The sequence below is a fragment of the Flavobacterium commune genome, assembly GCF_001857965.1.
Lineage (GTDB): Bacteria > Bacteroidota > Bacteroidia > Flavobacteriales > Flavobacteriaceae > Flavobacterium > Flavobacterium commune.
Genome location: NZ_CP017774.1, coordinates 460,470 through 476,689, shown reverse-complemented (window position 1 = coordinate 476,689; position 16,220 = coordinate 460,470). Strand labels below are relative to the sequence as shown.

The following is a 16,220-nucleotide window of genomic DNA, read 5'->3' as shown; positions in this document are numbered from 1 at the left end:
TAACGTTTCATTAGGTAAATTCATTAGCTCAAAATAAAGCCACGAATTCATAAATTTAATTTATTGAATGGAGGAATTTATAAGATATGTTGCTGATTTTAAATTTGGAAAATAAAATTAGTGAATTCGAGGCAACAACATAGGTGTTTTGTCCTGCTTTTTATGGCTTTAAATTTTATTTTGAAAAAGGAAATCCCTATTTTTGCAGACTAATTTTTTAAAAGTTCTTACAAGGTGGTAAATAGACGACACATTCGCGTTAAAGTTATGCAAACCATTTATGCGATGCATCAAAACGGCTCTGATAATTTGGAAAAGGAAGAAAAGTTTCTTTTTCACAGTATCGACAATATTCAGGATTTATACCTTACAATGATTTCTTCCTTGTTAGAAATATGTAAAAAAGAAACGCAGTTTTTGCATTTATCGAGTCAAAAACACTTAGCTACCGCAGCCGAACGCAATCCCAACGAAAAATTTATCAAGAACAGCATTTTTGAAATTCTTGCCGAAAACAATTCTTTAAGCATTGCTTTAGAAACCAGAAAAATCAATGCCTGGCATTTGCACGAAGATTACATCGCTTTATTATTAGCTTCAATAAAAGAGAGTTCTTTTTACCAAAAATACATGAGTAATCCGGCTCGTTCATTTGAAGAAGACCGACAATTAATCGTGGATTTATTTACCGAAGTAATTGTTCCAAATGAGAAATTATACGAATTCTTAGAAGACGATAAATTAACATGGATTGATGATATTCCGATGGTGAATACACAAATCATCAAACAATTGAAAGCCATGAAACCTATCGAAAACGATAATTTCAAAGTGCCAAAATTGTATAAAGACAATGAAGATAAGGATTTCGTTAAAGATTTGTTTCGTAAAACAGTATTGAATGAAGCCGAATTAGCAAAAGAATTTGTGGATAAAACGCCTAACTGGGATAGCGATAGAATTGCTGAGGTGGACACAATTATTTTAAAAATGGCTATTTGTGAATTTTTGAAATTTCCATCTATTCCGGTGAAAGTAACTTTGAACGAATATCTGGAATTAGCCAAAGAATATTCTACTCCTAAAAGTAGTATTTTTATCAACGGAATTTTAGATAATTTGGTTAAAGAATTAGAAACCAGTAAAAAAATGATAAAAGCCGGTCGCGGTTTAATGTAATAGTAAATAAATTAAAAAGAATTAAAAATTATGGGTCAATTAAATCAGTTTTTGCCGTTTATCCTAATGTTTGTGGTTATCTATTTCTTCATGATCAGACCACAACAAAAGAAAATGAAACAAGAAAAAGAATTTGAAGCTAGCTTAAAAGTAGGTGATAAAATCATTACTAAAAGTGGTCTTCACGGAAAAGTAGTTGAACTTGCTGATACTACTGTTGTTATTGAAACTATGGCTGGGAAATTAAAAATGGAGCGTTCTGCTATTTCTATGGAAATGAGTGCTTCACTAGCTAAAAAATAATACTAAGAGGAATCTTAAAATGTAAAAAGTCCCGTTTCCAATTGAGAACGGGACTTTTTTATGGGCTAAGGTTTTTAAAAGCAATTGAAATATTTTCTAAATCAGCGTTTGATTTTACAAAAATATTGGTTCGCTTTTACAAAGTTTTAAAATGATTAATTCAGGTTTAATAATTTATAGATAATCCTGTACCAAATCCCATGTCGCTGTCGTAATGCGAACGAATACCGATGTTTTTGGTGATTATATAGCGTAAATCAACCATGTATTCTTTGTCGGTGTTTACCATAAAACCGGCTCTTAATCTTTTGGAAACCGGAATGTCTTCGCGCATTAAGGAAAGACGGATTATTCCATCATGGTAAATTTCAGTTTGAAAGTTTACTAGCATTGGAAGTGTGTACATAACTCCCAGACTTATAGCATTTCGATTGTCTTTTTTGTTGACTTGTTTAAATAAATTGCTTTCTTGTTCATCGATTCCCATTTTGCGGTAACGCCAGTCAAAACCGATGAAAGGCATTAGCCACTGCATTTTTCCAATGTATCTTCCCAGATGTGTTTCTACTTCGTAACCGTGCATTTTGTTGTAACCTAAGCGCCATTCGGTACCTAGACTCCATCGTGATTTTTGGAGCATTGCTTCTCCGTCGATGCCATTGCTGGCAAAATCGCTTGTTGCCATTAAATGTGGCATGTCACTTTCTTTTTGCAACATTTTATAAGCTTCTTTTTTATTAGCTAATCTCGGATTTTTATAATCACCTACTTCAAACACTCTGTTCATTCCCGCCATCATGTGATACAAAATGTGACAATGAAAAAACCAATCGCCTTCTTCATTAGCCAGAAATTCGATAGTGTCTGTTTCCATTGGCATGATGTCTAATACATTTTTTAGCGGTGCATTATCGCCTTTACCGTTTAAAAGTCTAAAATCAAAACCGTGTAAATGGATAGGATGGCGCATCATCGAATTGTTGTAGAGTGTAATCCGGAGTATTTCGCCTTTTTTTACAGGAATTTTATCGGTTTCAGAAAGGATTTTATTATCCATACTCCACACATACCGATTCATATTTCCTGTAAGGATAAATTTAAGTTCTTTAACCGGAGTATCTTTTGGAAGTACAGTAGAATGTGGTGATTCTAACATGGCGTAGTTTAAGGTTTTGATTTCGCCTAAAGTATTCGCGTTGTAACGGTTGGGCTCGTTGTCCCTATTCATATTGTGCTGGCTGTGGTCTTTTTCTTTTTTAGTTTCTCCTGTAATTTCGGGATACATCACTACATTCATATCCATTTGATTGAGACTCATATTCATTCCCATATCATCAAGATCTCCGTTCATTTTCATCATGTCGTTCATCATCTTCATCCCTTCAAAGTATTTGAGACGAGGCAAAGCTCCCACGAACTCCTTAATTCCGTTTCCTATAAAATAACTCGACGAGTTGGTGCGGTCTTCGGTGGTAGCCATAAATTCATAGGATTTTCCATCTTCAGGAATAGTAATAACTACGTCATAAGTTTCTGAAACAGCAATAAGCAATCGGTCAACTTCAACGGGTTTAACATCATTTCCATCATTAGCAACTACCGTTATTTTTCCACCAGCATAACGAAGCCAGAAATAAGACGAAGCACCTCCGTTAGCAATACGCAGTCTTACTTTATCACCCGCTTTAAGCAATTTTCCGTTGATAGTTTTTAAAGTAGTTTCAGGATTACCGTTCATTAATATTTTTTCGTAATAGACATCGCTCACATCCATGGCCAACATTCGTTTCCATTCGTTAGTGAGTTTGGTTTTAAAATGACCTTCTCTGATGGCTTCGGCATAACTTTGTGTCGCACCTTTTTTAATCGCAGCCCAGTCATTGGCATTGCGCAACATTCGCTGAATATTATCCGGTTTTAGATTTGTCCATTCGCTTAGAATTATCGGAACAGCTGGTAAATTGTCAATGCCTTTTCGGAAAGTTGTATCATTTGCTTTTTTCAACATAATAAAATTACCATACATACCAATTTGCTCCTGAAATCCGGAATGCGAATGATACCAATGTGTTCCGTTTTGAATGATAGGAAAACGGTACGTGTAGGTTTCTCCTAGTTTTATAGGCATTTGGGTAAGGTAAGGAACACCATCTTCTTTATTTGGCAAAAACACACCGTGCCAATGCAAGGATGTATTTTCTTTGAGTTGATTATGAACAACAATTTCGGCAGTATCTCCTTCGGTAAATGTCAGCGTAGGCATTGGGATTTGCCCGTTTACAGCAATAGCTCTTTTTTCTTTTCCTGCGTAGTTTACAATCGTATCTTTTACGAATAAGTCATAATGGACTACTTTTTGGGAAAAAGTCAATTGTGCTGTAAATAATGCTAACGCAGTAATAAAGAGCTGTTTTTGTAATGAATAAATGGTGTCCATAATCTTGTTTTAATAGAATTGATATGCCAATTAGGATTATATTTTAGTTTCATTTTTCTTTTTGCTTGATCAAAAAAGAAACAAAAAAATCAAGTCTTACGCTTCCTCGTCGGTCAAATTATTTTGTTGCTACAACTGAACCACAATTCAGCATGGCAGCACCGTAATACGGATTTTTGATTTCTTTTTCGGTGCTTAACCAATAGGATTTTTTCATAGGACAGTATTGATAATATACTTTATGGTTGAGTTTTTCGGAGTTTTTTACAATGTCCCAAACTATAGTTGACACCGAATTAAAAGCTTCTCTTTGTTTCTCAATGTTGTTGGCTTTTAGCATTTTCCCGGTAGATTGTAGCAAATTTTCTTTTTGTTTAAAATTGTCATCCTCTTTAATGCTTTGGTATAATGAATTGATAGTTTGTTTAGCTGTTTTAGCATCGCTGCTGACTAAGGCATTTTTTACACTAATGTAATTAGTAACCAAGGCATTTGTATTTTGAGCAAAAACGGAATACCCAAACAGTAGTATTGCTGCTGATAATAAGTTCTTTTTCATGATGCTTGAATTTAATTGTTTAAAGATTCTATTTTAAAGCCTGCTTTTTGGACGGCTTCTATAATTTGTTGTTGGCTAATTGTGTTTGTTTTTACAGTCAGAATTTTGTCTTTGTTAGTGGTATCTACTTCCCAATCAGACAGACCTTCGATTTTATTTAGAAAGGGAGTAACTGTAGCTATGCAACCACCACAATTAATGTTAGTTTTGAATTGAAATGTTTTATGATTGTTTTCCATTTGATTTAAAATTTGATGTTCTTTATTGATACAAAGTTGGGTAAATTAGCGTTTGCATTTATTGCGTTATTTCCAGTTTTATTTATGATTTTTACGGTTTTATTTTTTCCATTTTAACCTTAAACTGTTGCTCACCACACTTAGGCTACTCAGCGCCATTGCTGCTCCGGCAATCATCGGGTTCAGTAAAAAACCGTTAATAGGGTAGAGGATTCCTGCCGCTATAGGAATGCCGATTAAATTGTATATAAATGCCCAAAAAAGGTTTTGCTTAATGGTTGTCACAGTTTGTCTGGACAATTTGATGGCCTGTGGTATTTTCATCAGGTCGGACGAAATGAGTGTCATTTTAGCAACGTCCATGGCAATATCACTCCCTTTTCCCATTGCAATACTTACATCGGCAGTTGCTAGGGCGGTACTGTCATTGATTCCGTCGCCTACCATGGCTACAATTTTTCCCTGATTTTGTAATTGTTTGACAAAATCGGCTTTGTGTTGCGGTAATACTTCTGCTTTGTAATGTTCAATTCCGGTTTGCTCTGCTATTGCTTTAGCAGTGGCTTCATTATCACCTGTAAGCATGTAGATTTCTACATCCATGGCTTTCAGTTGTTGAATAGCTGTTATTGATGTTTCCTTTATTTTGTCCGAAATAGCAATTACAGCCAGAGCTTTTGTGCTATTAGTAAACCATATTACAGTTTGCGCCTGATTGCTCCATTGATTACTTTGTTGCTGTAATTCGTCAGTAATGCTAATGTTATTTGTGGTTAATAATTTCGTATTCCCTACAAAATAAGTTTCGTCAGCATAAGTTGCTTTTGCTCCTTTCCCTGTAATACTTTCGAAAGAAAGTAATGGAATGTCTTTAATATCAGTAAAATAATGGACAACTGCTTCTGCTAAAGGATGTTCCGATTTTTTTTCGATACTCAACAGAATTTGCTTTGTCAGCGCATCTTCATTGAGCCATTTTATAGCAGTCACTTTGGGTTTGCCTTCGGTGATGGTTCCTGTTTTGTCTAAAACGATGGCATTAATCTTTTTAGCTAATTCGAGGCTTTCTGCATCTTTAATCAAAATTCCCTGTTCGGCAGCCTTGCCTACGCCTACAATGATAGCAGTGGGAGTGGCTAAACCTAAGGCACAGGGACAAGCAATTACCAATACGGTTACTGCGGCTAAAAGTCCGTGTACGATGCCGTTATTTCCGCCTAATAAAAGCCATAATATAAAAGTAAGCAGTGCGATTCCGATGACTATTGGAACAAAAACACCGGCAATTTTATCGACTAATTTTTGCACAGGAGCTTTACTTCCCTGAGCCTCTTGTACCATTTTGATTATTTGAGCCAGCAGGGTTTCTTTACCCACTTTTAAGGCTTTAAACTGGAAACTTCCTTTTTGATTGATCGTGCCTGCAAACACTTTTTCGTTGGTTGTTTTCAATACAGGAATAGGTTCACCGCTTAGCATACTTTCGTCAACATAAGAATTACCCGAAAGGACTATTCCGTCAACTGCAATTTTTTCACCCGGTTTTACCAGAATTGTATCTCCAGTGTTGACTTCTTCTATCGCAATTTCTTTTTGTTGCCCATCAGCCAAAATTAAAAATACGGTTTTAGGTTGTAATCCCATTAGTTTTTTAATAGCCGATGAGGTGTTTCCTTTGGCTTTTTCTTCCAATAATTTTCCCAAAAGAATAAAAGCAATTACTACCGAAGCCGCTTCAAAATACACATGGGCATGTAAGCCTCTTTGGTGCCAGAAATCAGCAAAAAACATGTTGAATACACTAAATAAATAAGCAATACCCGTACTCAAAGCCACCAGAGTATCCATATTAGCAGAGCGGTGTTGGATTTGTTTCCAGGCATTGATAAAGAAATCTTTTCCAAACCAAAGTACTACAGGAGTCGAAAATAACCACATGATTTCATTAGCGTAAGCGATATCCATTGCAAACATTCCAATGGCAACTACAGGAAGTGATAGTGCTACTGCCCATATTGTTTTTTGTTTTAGCAAATGGAAATTTTTCTCGTGAATTGCTTCCAGAGTCTCTTGCTGTGTTGTTTCGTTTTCTATCAATAAATCATAGCCGATTGATTGCACTGCTTTTTGCAAGGCTAAGTGATTGGTCATATTAGGCAGGTATTCTACCGATAGGGTTGCTGTGGCAAAATTGACGCTGGCATTCACAACACCGTCAATGGGTTTTACGATACTTTCGGCACTAATGGCGCAGGAAGCACAGGACATTCCTAAGACCGGAAAGTTGGTTTTTATTGTATTTTGATGATTTGTTGCCATGATGTGTAATTTGAATTATACATACAAAGTTGGCGATAAAATCAAAGAAGACTATTGTGTAATTTTGGGATTGATTTGTAAGATTTACAATTGATCCAAAGGTTTTCTTTTGTTTTCCTTGATTTGTTTGAAATAAGAAGGAGTAAGTCCGGTTACTTTTTTGAATTGATTACTCAAATATGCAACACTGGAATAATTGAGTTGGTATGCAATTTCGCTTAAAGACAATTGGTCGTAAACTAATAATTCTTTTACCCGTTCTATTTTTTGTGCAATAAAGTATTTTTCGATAGTAGTTCCCTCAATCTCCGAAAACAGATTCGACAAATAATTATAATCATGTTGGAGTTCGTCGCCGAGAACTTCCGATAAATTGTTTTTTAATCCGCTGTTCTGATGATGTACGAGTTGGATAATGGTGTTTTTTATCTTCTCAATAATCCGGCTTTTTTTGTCGTCTATGAGTTCAAATCCTAAGGGGCTTAAAATCTTATCGATGGTTGTTTTTTGTGCTTCGGATAATTCATTTTCGAATACAACTTCTCCTAATTTAATATGCTTAACAGCTAAATTTAATTTATCCATTTCATTTTGAACCACCAGAATACAGCGGTTGCAAACCATATTTTTGATAAAGAGAGTATTCATGTTTTATACTATGATTTAGACTATCAAAAATAAGCATTATGAATTCATTTATGTGATTTAGTCAGGAAATATTACGCTTAACATTAGTTTGTTTCATAATTCAAAATGCATTTTGACCGAAGGTAAGTAAGTTATTATCAGGATCGAGTATTGAAAATTCCTTTTGTCCCCAATGTTTGGTTTCTAAACGACCATTGGGATGAATTTCAACATTGTTATTTAAAAATTGCTGGTAAAGTTCTTCAATAGAATCGGTGCGAAAATAAACCTGACCGTAATTTTCACCCGGATTCAAATCTTTAAATTCAAAGAAATGCAACTGCACCTGGTCTTTTTGAATCATCAGGTAAAAATCATAATCAGCGTTTCCAAATTCTTCAAATCCCAATTTTTTTATATAAAAATCTTTGGTGCTATTTTTATCCCGCATCGGTAATTTAGGGTGAATATCCGTTAGCATAATTGAGTTTTTTAGATGATTTTTATTTTGCTTGCGTATTAATCCATTTGGTTATTTCATCTAATACCAATGGTGAAAATGTTTGTTCGATTGTTGCATATTCAGTTGGTACGCCTGTTTTACTCTCCTGAAATAAATGGTTTAGGTTAGGGAAAATCTTTGTCGTTACATTTGTATTTCCGGCTTTCGCCAATGCTTTTTTAATAGCCTCGATATTTTCGTTAGCCGGTACTTGTAAATCTTTTTCACCATTTAGTGCTAAAACAGGGCATTTTATTTTTTCTAATGCAGGAGCCGGATTGTATGTGATAAAATAGTGCATCCATGGAGTTGCTATTTGACTCACCTGAAGTTTTAGAAATTCGTCATCGCTCATTGCGGTTGGTTTTTCGTTTTTCGGATTGTCTTTTAAAACTGTTTTTAGGTAATTGCTCAAGTCAGTGTTGAGTTGTTCCAAACTGTTTGATTTATTTACAATGGCATAGGTTTTTCTGCTGATTAATTCATTTTTTTGCAAATCATTTTCACTAATTCCCGATGCTTTTCCAATTAGTTTTTGTTGCAGTAAAAGGATTTGGTCTCCCTGAATTCCGGGAGCAGCCAGCAAAACAATAAAGGCAATGTCTGTAGATTTATTGGCAACCATTGGTGCAATTAATCCGCCTTCGCTGTGTCCTATCAGTCCAATTTTATTGATTTCTTTTCGGGTTTTCAAATAAGCAACGGCACTTTCGACATCGGTTGCAAAATCTGCGGAAGTTGCGGTTTTAAAATTTCCTTTTGATTGTCCTACGCCCCGATCATCGTATCTGAGTACCGCAATTCCGTTTTTAGTCAAATAATCGGCAATTACAAGAAAGGGTTTGTGTCCTAATAATTCTTCATTTCTATTTTGTGGTCCACTGCCGGAAATCAAAATAACTGCCGGAAAGTTGCTTCCTTTTTTGGGTAATGTTAGCGTTCCTGCTAAATTAATATGAGCTTCGTGGTTTTGAAACGTGACTTCTTCTGAATAATAAGGATATGGTTTTTGAGGTTCTTGCGGTCTTTTTAAAATTTGTTTTTCAATGACTTTTCTAGACAAATTCATAGGAAAACCATGTCCGTTTTGTTTAAAAACACCTATAATTTCATCATCTTTTAATTCTCCATTGTACTCAATTCCTGCATTTGCAATATCAAATGTAATTTTTGAGTTTTCAAATGTGGTTTTAGTGACAGGAATACCTTTTGCATTTTGATCCGGGCTGTCCATCGTGGCACTATATCCGTCATCTGTTTTGGATACATTAAATACAAGACGAAATTGTGTGCCCTGCACTTTCAAAACACTATTCCATTGTCCTGTAATGTCCTGGGCTGTTACAGCAATTGAAGCTAATATTGCAATGAGTACTAAAAAAAATTTCGTCATATTCTTAAGTTTTAGGGAAGTATTTTTGGTGAACTACTTTACAGATGTTAGAAATTATCTTTTCACACAAGAGAGTATTTATATAAATAAAAAGCTGTTCAGCTTATAGTTTTATTAAATAGTCTTCTTTAATTCTTGTTTTTGAGCTTTTATAAATCCCTCTTTGTCTTTTTTTATTTCTTCCAGAATCGCTTTTCTGTCTGCAGGCAATTCAGAATATTTATCTGCCCATAAGTTTATTTCAATCATTAAAGGTAATAAATCAATTCCTTTTTGAGTGAGTTTGTATAGGACTTTTGCCTTACTATCAGGATGACTTAATTTACTGATGATGCCATTTTCTTCGAGCATTAATAATCTAGTAGCCAAAATATTGGTTGCTATTTTTTCATCTGACTTTAGAAAATCACCATAAGTGCATTGTTTGGACATCATTAAATCTCTGATAATGAGTAGTGACCATTTGTCTCCCCATACGTCCAGAGAGCAGCTAATTGGGCATTCGGATCTTTTTTTTGTAGTTGCCATAAAAATTATTTTATAAAATCACTTGCAAATCGAAAGTTGTTTATATATTTGTACTTGCAAAACGCAAGCAAATTTATGAATTTTAATTCAGTGTCACAATTAATAGAAAAATAATTTAAAACTATCAAACATGAAAACATCAGGAAATACCATTTTTATAAGCGGAGGAAGCGCAGGAATTGGATTAGCAATTGCTAAAAAGTTAAGTGCAGCAGGTAACAAAATTATTATCAATGGGCGTAATGAAGAACGATTGCAAAAAGCCTTAAAAGAATTAGACAATGCTGTTACCATACAAGGAGATTTATCGGTAGAAGCAGATCGAATTCGTATTGCAAAAGAATTAAAAGAAGATTATTTTGGTGTAAATATCATCATTAATAATGCTGGAGCCGCTTTTGGATATTTGCTAAGTGAAACGACTAATGCACATGAAAAAGCAGCTATAGAAATGAATACCAATTATTTTAGTGTGATTCATTTTACGGAATTGATGTTGCCACATTTACTAGAAAAACCAGCAGCAGCAGTGATAAATGTTTCTTCTATTGCAGTTTTTGGCAGTCATAAATTTTTACCTACTTATGGCGCTACAAAGGCAGCTTTGCATAGTTATACTGTGGCTTTAAGAGATACTTATGAAGAAGTAAAAAATGTACAAATTTATGAAGTATATCCACCATTGGTAAACACAGAATTCTCAGCTGAAATAGGTGGAGCTAATGGAATTCCAGCTTCAGAAGTAGCTGATGAATTGTTTTTAGCATTGGAAAAAAATCAATTTGATGTACCGGTAGGAGATACCAAACAGTTTTTTCAAAAATAATTTTTCTAACATGAAAATTACTTTCTTACATAAATAATAGACGATGAATTTAAAAGGAAAAAGAATTTTAATTACGGGAGGCGCTTCGGGGATAGGTTTGGAAGCAGCTAAGCAATTTTTAGCTTTAGGAGCAAAGGTTATCATTACCGGAAGAAATCAGGAGAAGTTAGATGCCGCTAAAAAATTATACCCACAATTGACGGCTATACAAAGCGATGCGGCAAATGCAGATGAAGCCCTCTTACTTTTTGATAAAGTTAAAGCAATGGGGGGTATTGATATTTTATACAATAATGCAGGAGTAGGAGTTCCTCCTTTAAATTTAGGTTTGACCAATGAAAAACATCTGGAAGGAGCTATTTATGAAATGGATGTAAATTATTTTGGAGTTATCCGTTTGAATAATCTTTTTCTGGATATGTTGAAATCTAGAAAAGAAAGTGCTATTATTAATACCTCTTCTATTTTAAGTTATGTGCCTTCATTATTGGAAGCAACTTATTCGGCTTCTAAGACGGCATTGGCATTTTACACTCAATTACTTAGAGAGCATTTAAAGATAACATACAGCAATGTGAAAGTATTTGAATTACTGCCACCATTGGTTGCTACAGAGATGACTGCAGAAAGAAATGAAAAGAAAATAAGTGCTGAAGAATTGGTAAAAGGCCTAATCGCTGGCTTAAAAAAAGACCAATATACCATTCGTGTGGGAGATACTAAAGTAGTTTATCTGTTGAATCGTCTTTTTCCAAAGTTTACTTTTGGCTTAATTAATCCAAAGAAAAGCCACCAATTTTTAAAATAATAATTATTCATAAATAAAGAAAAATGAAAGCATTTGTCATTAATAAATACAGCAAAAAAGAAGGTTTACAGTTTGCTAATGTAGCTATTCCTGAAGTGAAAGAGCATGATGTTCTGGTAGAAGTACATGCTTCGGGTTTGAATCTTTTGGACTCTAAAATAAAGTCGGGAGAATTCAAACTGATTTTGCCTTATAAGCTTCCACTAATTTTAGGACACGATGTAGCAGGAGTGATTACTAAGGTGGGAAAAAATGTAACAAAGTATAAAGTAGGTGATGCCGTTTATGCCAGAGTTGCTGATTTTCGCATAGGTACACTTGCCGAATTTATTGCTGTAGATGAAAAGGATGTAGCTTTAAAACCAAAGAATATTTCCATCGAAGAAGCGGCGTCCATACCATTAGTAGCTTTAACCGCCTGGCAGGCTCTTGTTGAAACTGCAAAGCTTCAAAAAGGACAAAAAGTATTTATTCAGGCAGGTTCGGGTGGTGTGGGAACTATCGCCATTCAGTTAGCAAAACATTTGGGAGCTACTGTAGCTACTACGGCCAGTGAAAAAAGTTTTGAAATGCTTAAAAACCTTGGAGCAGATGTTCTAATTGATTATAAAACACAAGATTTTGAAAATATTTTAAAGGAGTATGATTTGGTATTGAATAGTCAGGATGCCACTACTTTAGAAAAATCATTGCGAATTGTAAAACCGGGAGGAAAAGTAATCTCTATTTCCGGACCGCCTACAGCTGATTTTGCAAAGGCAATTGGAGCACCTTGGTTTGTCAAAATCATCTTGTCACTGCTAAGTTCCGGAATTCGTAAAAAAGCGGCAAAGCTGGGCGTGAACTATTCTTTTCTTTTTATGAAAGCTGACGGTGCACAACTAAGCCAAATTACATCCCTTATCGAATCGGGAGCTATAAAGCCTGTTTTAGATAAGACTTTCCCATTTGAACAAACGAATGATGCTTTAGCTTATGTTGAAAGTGGTCGTGCCAAAGGAAAAGTAGTGGTTAGAGTAAAGTAAGTTGTTCTGACTTGATTATATCTTCTTTGTAATTTTTTAGATTTTTAATGATTTAGGAAAGCCAAAACAGTTTCTCTTATTGAATAGTTGTATTTGTAAATTTAACTTTATACGGAAAATTTTCATCGTTGTCAGGCTTGTCATCCCACACATGGTTTCTGTGTTCGCTAGGAGCTCCCGTTACCACTAACCAAAGTTCTTTGGCTCCTTGAGGTATCATGATTTTGGCAGTACCTTGTTTGGCTTTTCTCATCTTACCATAAATAGCGGTGTCATTTTCATTAATAACAACAAAACCATAACGCCATCCTTCAATGGAAGACCATTGCCCATTTAATCCTTCGAAATCTACAGTGACTTTCGTTCCTGATTTCGGAACACTAAGTTGGATGGCATTGTAGCCATAAATGTGAGGAATTTGCTTGTTGGCTATTTTATAATAACCATTGTCAGCAACTTCAAGTGTTGTATGATGCCTGTGCTTTTTTTGATCTACAGAAGATAATCCTTTAATAAATGACTTATTGTGGACTCCCAAAGGATAATCCCAAGCAATATTTTTGCAGGCATATTCAAAAAACTCATCATTCAGTTGTTCCTGATTGATTCCTGTAATTCTTTTATAGGTTTGTAGCGGATGTTCAGGTACTTTAGCGCCTCGCCATAGTTTTCCTAAAAAATCAATTCCGTGTTTTTGTTTCCAAAATTCCATTAGATACATCGATTGGTATCTATAATCTTCATGTGAGAAATGCTTGTGTACATTTTCTAAGAAATGAGGAATCTCTCGTGTGAAACTGCTGTTATTGATTTGCCAAGACATGAATTGTGCACATTGTTCCCAAAATTGCCCCACATAATTTTGATCTCTAAAACCATAATTTCCGTCGCAGGCTGTTTGATATTGAAAAGTATGTCCAAACTCATGTGCTAGAGCAGAATCGGTTCTTAATGCCCAGGGATTAACCCATAAAGCCCCAATTACATTGTCATATCCCGCTCCGGTAGCCAACCATTCTTCCTGATAGCGGAGTATGATAATCATTCGGTATTGATCTGTTTTTGACTTTCCTTTTATCACAAATTGCATCGTGTCACGATAATAGGAATAATAATTTTCGGCCTTTGTCAATATTGTATTAATATCTACAGAAAGCTTGGTGTTAGCAACCTTGTCAGGATATTGCCCAAATCCCTTTTCCCAAAAAACAATAATGTTATCCGAAGAAGCACTTCTTTGATAACTCCATTCACTATCATTAGCATCAAAATCATTGTTTTTAAATTCAATTGGTATGTAGATTTCTTTTCCTCCGATGGGTTTTTCGCCAAAAGTATAGTTAAAATTTGCAGGAGCTGTTGTTTTTGAGTTAGAAGGAATGCTTGCAGTAGCACTAGAAAAACTTAAGATAATAGAAAATATAAAAAAGGATTTAAAGAAATGAAGTTGTTTCATGGTTTGTTTTTTTGTTACATATACTTACTTGGAGTATTTTTCTCTGGGCATTTTTCTCTGGTGCTCGATTGCATCGAGTACCTACTTACTTGTAATTACTATATAAAGCGTTTGCAACGCGGCTAATTTAACAACTTAACATAAAGGTTCTACATTTACATTACAAAAATTTCTCTGGTGCTCGATTGCATCGAGTACCTACTTACTTTGTTATCCCTAAATATAGCGTTTGCAACGCGGCTAATTTAACAACTTACCATAAAGGTTCTACATTTACATTACAAAAAACAGTGTTATCTTCTTCATAGTTTCTATAACTGCTATTGACATAATCTCTTTCATGAAAAACGATTTCGGCTTCTACAGGATTGTAATGTATATAATTTATTCTTTGTTCTATCTTTTCTAAAGTATCTAATATAATCGGATGAAAGCCATCCTGCCATAATTTGTAATCTTTCGCTCTTCCTGATTTTTGCGCTTCATAGCTAAATTTTCGCAACAACCATTCCCGTCTGCTTTCGGGATGTTCTTTGATAGCTTCTATTAGTTTCTTTGAAGTGAATTTTTTGAAATCCCGAATAACATTTTGCAACTCACCATCAAATGCTGTAGCAATTAAATGAATATGACTGCTCATATAAACATAGGCATGTACACTTAATCCTTTTTCTTTGATACAATAATTTAAAGAATCATCTAAGATGTTACAATAGATTGGTCTTATCAATAAATCTACCCAATCTACAATTGTTATCGTTATAAAAGTGGGTACGGTACTATCAATAACTTTATATTTCTCAGGCATCGTTTATTTGTTTAAGAATTATTTTTTATCGAGCCGCGTTGCAAACGCTACCATTTGTCTTTTTATGTAAGTAGGTACTCGATGCAATCGAGCACCAGGCGGGTACCGAAAATCCCCGCGATGGCGGTTACAGGCTGTTACTAGCAGTTTAATAATTCTTCAACGTGGTCAATTTTTATGACTTTCGTTTTGATTTTTAAATTTTCAAATGTTTTCTGTGCTTTATAATGACACTTGTCATCATTAGTTATAAAATAATTGCAATGTGAAGCATAAAAAGTGTGCATTGCGTCATCAAACATATTATTGTATTGCGCATCAGTCTTGAATCCGTGAAAATCCTGTTTGATAAAAGTATTTATTACTTTAGAATACTGTTGGTTTTCTCCGGTATAGTTATCCTTTAGCAATTCGAATGCGTTTTCAAGAATTTTTAGGTGAGGAGGAACGTCTTTATTCTCTTTCGGAATAGATTTTAATAGGTCAGGTTGGCTTTTTGCATTTTGAATTGCATATATTTTCAAAGACTTGTAAAAACCGTAATCCGATTTCATTTTTATATTCAAGTTAAATACATCTTCAATTAATGCAGCCTCAGTATTATGGATTTCTGATAACGGGAATATTGCAGCAAACATCGGATCTTTAAATGCTTTTCTCATTTTAGGAGGTAATGGATTTAGTCTTTTCAAAGCCATCGTCAATTGCATATGTGGATAATCTTTGATTAAATCCTGCCAAGTTTGAGGTTCCTCATTATAATCTGATTTTTTACTGTCAAAAAATTCTCTGACATTTCGTCTATGCCATAAAGCTTCTTTGTCGCCCCAATATTGACAAATACAAAGGTTCTTTGTAAAAGCATCAATTGTTGCCAAGTGTTTCTCGATGTATGCTGGATTTTTTAGATAACCGCGATGAAAATCGTTTAAATGCGCATTTGAATATGGCACTGAAATTTTATCCTTTACAATTAAATCATAAAGGATTTCATACTTTGCTTTTTCAGTAATATTCAGGTCGTCAATTTTCTCTAAACGATCGAATATATTCGTGTCTATGTAAACGTTCATCGTCTTTAAATTGCTAGTAACTCGTTTATATACTCAGTTTTCAGTCCTTTTGTTGAGCATATACAACATGTGGTTGTTGTATTTGCTCAACTTTAATTGAGTTTTATTTTTTACAAACATATAAAAAATAATCTTACA

16 protein-coding genes are annotated in these 16,220 nt (G+C 34.5%); 5 read left to right on the top strand and 11 right to left on the bottom strand.

The features are described 5' to 3' along the window. Positions 1 to 267: 267 nt before the first annotated feature. Both nusB and yajC read left to right on the top strand, forming a co-directional pair. Positions 268 to 1,179, top strand: a complete 912-nt coding sequence (gene nusB, locus BIW12_RS01960) for a transcription antitermination factor NusB (RefSeq protein ID WP_071183574.1) — start codon at positions 268 to 270, stop codon at positions 1,177 to 1,179. Between the two features lie 30 nt (positions 1,180 to 1,209). Continuing rightward, entirely contained in the window at positions 1,210 to 1,482 is a 273-nt protein-coding gene (yajC, locus tag BIW12_RS01955; RefSeq protein ID WP_071183573.1) for a preprotein translocase subunit YajC, read from the top strand. Between the two features lie 166 nt (positions 1,483 to 1,648). Here yajC and BIW12_RS01950 read toward each other — a convergent pair whose 3' ends face one another. From BIW12_RS01950 to BIW12_RS01915, 8 genes are all read right to left on the bottom strand, one after another. Then, positions 1,649 to 3,919: a multicopper oxidase domain-containing protein gene (locus BIW12_RS01950; RefSeq protein WP_071183572.1), complete on the bottom strand. Its 2,271-nt coding sequence runs from the start codon at positions 3,917 to 3,919 to the stop codon at positions 1,649 to 1,651. Between the two features lie 118 nt (positions 3,920 to 4,037). Beyond that, positions 4,038 to 4,478, bottom strand: coding sequence for a DUF3347 domain-containing protein (locus BIW12_RS01945; protein ID WP_071183571.1), 441 nt, complete (start codon positions 4,476 to 4,478; stop codon positions 4,038 to 4,040). A gap of 11 nt (positions 4,479 to 4,489) precedes the next feature. After that, on the bottom strand, positions 4,490 to 4,717 hold the full coding sequence (locus BIW12_RS01940; RefSeq protein WP_071183570.1) for a heavy-metal-associated domain-containing protein: 228 nt from the start codon (positions 4,715 to 4,717) through the stop codon (positions 4,490 to 4,492). Between the two features lie 99 nt (positions 4,718 to 4,816). Then, on the bottom strand, positions 4,817 to 7,036 hold the full coding sequence (locus tag BIW12_RS01935) for a heavy metal translocating P-type ATPase (RefSeq protein ID WP_071183569.1): 2,220 nt from the start codon (positions 7,034 to 7,036) through the stop codon (positions 4,817 to 4,819). Between the two features lie 84 nt (positions 7,037 to 7,120). Then, entirely contained in the window at positions 7,121 to 7,684 is a 564-nt protein-coding gene (locus tag BIW12_RS01930) for a helix-turn-helix domain-containing protein (protein ID WP_071183568.1), read from the bottom strand. A 100-nt stretch (positions 7,685 to 7,784) separates the two neighbouring features. Continuing rightward, positions 7,785 to 8,144 (bottom strand): bleomycin resistance protein, encoded by a 360-nt coding sequence (locus BIW12_RS01925; RefSeq protein ID WP_071183567.1) that lies wholly within the window; start codon positions 8,142 to 8,144, stop codon positions 7,785 to 7,787. Positions 8,145 to 8,166: 22 nt separating this feature from the next. Next, entirely contained in the window at positions 8,167 to 9,558 is a 1,392-nt protein-coding gene (locus BIW12_RS01920) for an alpha/beta hydrolase family protein (RefSeq protein ID WP_071183566.1), read from the bottom strand. Positions 9,559 to 9,672: 114 nt separating this feature from the next. After that, positions 9,673 to 10,086 carry a winged helix-turn-helix transcriptional regulator gene (locus BIW12_RS01915; protein ID WP_071183565.1) on the bottom strand — a complete coding sequence of 138 codons (414 nt, stop codon included), beginning with the start codon at positions 10,084 to 10,086 and terminating at the stop codon, positions 9,673 to 9,675. 130 nt (positions 10,087 to 10,216) lie between these two features. Here BIW12_RS01915 and BIW12_RS01910 point away from each other — a divergent pair, with 130 nt between their 5' ends. The 3 genes from BIW12_RS01910 to BIW12_RS01900 are packed head-to-tail and all read left to right on the top strand — an operon-like array spanning position 10,217 to position 12,745. Beyond that, positions 10,217 to 10,912: an SDR family oxidoreductase gene (locus tag BIW12_RS01910; protein ID WP_071183564.1), complete on the top strand. Its 696-nt coding sequence runs from the start codon at positions 10,217 to 10,219 to the stop codon at positions 10,910 to 10,912. Between the two features lie 43 nt (positions 10,913 to 10,955). After that, positions 10,956 to 11,720 carry an SDR family oxidoreductase gene (locus BIW12_RS01905; RefSeq protein WP_071183563.1) on the top strand — a complete coding sequence of 255 codons (765 nt, stop codon included), beginning with the start codon at positions 10,956 to 10,958 and terminating at the stop codon, positions 11,718 to 11,720. 23 nt (positions 11,721 to 11,743) lie between these two features. Beyond that, on the top strand, positions 11,744 to 12,745 hold the full coding sequence (locus BIW12_RS01900; protein WP_071183562.1) for an NADP-dependent oxidoreductase: 1,002 nt from the start codon (positions 11,744 to 11,746) through the stop codon (positions 12,743 to 12,745). A 76-nt stretch (positions 12,746 to 12,821) separates the two neighbouring features. Here the strand turns inward: BIW12_RS01900 and BIW12_RS01895 are convergent, their stop codons facing one another. The 3 genes from BIW12_RS01895 to BIW12_RS01885 all read right to left on the bottom strand — a co-directional run bounded on the left by BIW12_RS01895 (position 12,822) and on the right by BIW12_RS01885 (position 16,082). Further along, a complete protein-coding gene (locus BIW12_RS01895; RefSeq protein ID WP_071183561.1) occupies positions 12,822 to 14,201 on the bottom strand; it encodes a DUF6055 domain-containing protein in 1,380 nt (459 codons plus the stop codon). 253 nt (positions 14,202 to 14,454) lie between these two features. Next, complete coding sequence (locus BIW12_RS01890; RefSeq protein ID WP_071183560.1) at positions 14,455 to 15,009, bottom strand: transposase; 555 nt, start codon at positions 15,007 to 15,009, stop codon at positions 14,455 to 14,457. A gap of 140 nt (positions 15,010 to 15,149) precedes the next feature. Next, complete coding sequence (locus BIW12_RS01885; protein ID WP_071183559.1) at positions 15,150 to 16,082, bottom strand: hypothetical protein; 933 nt, start codon at positions 16,080 to 16,082, stop codon at positions 15,150 to 15,152. Positions 16,083 to 16,220 lie beyond the last annotated feature (138 nt).